Annotated in this window: 1 protein-coding gene; it reads left to right on the top strand. The window is 50.1% G+C overall.

Annotation, left to right across the window (positions count from 1 at the left end):
• Nucleotides 1–47: 47 nt before the first annotated feature.
• Nucleotides 48–977: ABC transporter substrate-binding protein (locus AWU74_RS06145; RefSeq protein ID WP_062328581.1), on the top strand; the 930-nt coding region annotated here is incomplete at its 3' end.

Raw genomic sequence — 977 nt, 5'->3', positions numbered from 1 at the left:
GATTGTCTGTATAACGTTTGAACAAAAGTGCTTATAAGGAATTTATTATGCGTATAATCACGGTAAAAAACCGGCTTTCTGCGATGTTTCCGGTTTTGGTCTTAACCGGCATTGTGTTGATTGGCGCTTCCGGTTGCTCCAAAAAAACTGCGTCAGCAAGCGCCGCTTCAGACGCGCTCACGATTCGCGTCGGCGCGGATAGCGCGGCGTTTTCCTATCAATTCAGAGTAGCGAAAAAAGCCGGCATATTCGATAAATATCATATCAACGCTGAAATCTCGACCTTTTCCTACGGCATCGATACCCTCAACGCGGCGCTACTCGGCGAAACGGATTCCGCCGAAGCTATGGATTTTGCTATCGCCTCTCGATTTTCGGAAAGCAATAAGATGAGGATTCTGGCGACGATTCTCATTTCCAACCCGGCAGGCAGCAGACTTTATGTACGGAACGACGCAATCAGAGCGCCCGGCGACATTGCGGGGAAGAGAATCGGCGTGCAAAAAGCGACGTCGAATGAGTACCTCTGGGCGCGGTTCTTTGAGAAATGGGGTATTGATAAAAACACGGTGAACCACGTGTATCTCGGTTCAAACGCGGAACTGCTTGCCGCATATCTGGCGAAAGAAATCGACGCGTTTTGGGCGAGTTCCGATATTGAAAAAGCCGTGCTTGAAGTCCCCTCGTCACGGAGCATAGGCGATTATTCGCTGTCCGGCTACGTGGGGAAGGGATACTTGTTGCTGGACGCAAATTTTATCGCAAAAAATCCCGAAGGTACGGAACGTTTCCTGAAAGCCCTCGACGAAGCTACGACCTTTATCGCGCAGCACCCTGATGAAACCGCGCAGTATGCGTATGAAGACTTGAAGGTGCCGGTAGACGCTGCCCGCACGTGGATTGGGGCATATGAGTATATGGTGCGACTTTCGCAGGAAGATTTAGACCAAATCGCCGACGTAGCAAAATGGTCTATT

The sequence above is a fragment of the Treponema endosymbiont of Eucomonympha sp. genome (assembly GCF_001028545.1).
Note: the sequence above shows the minus strand (reverse complement) of the source record. Positions and strands in the feature narration are given on the sequence as shown.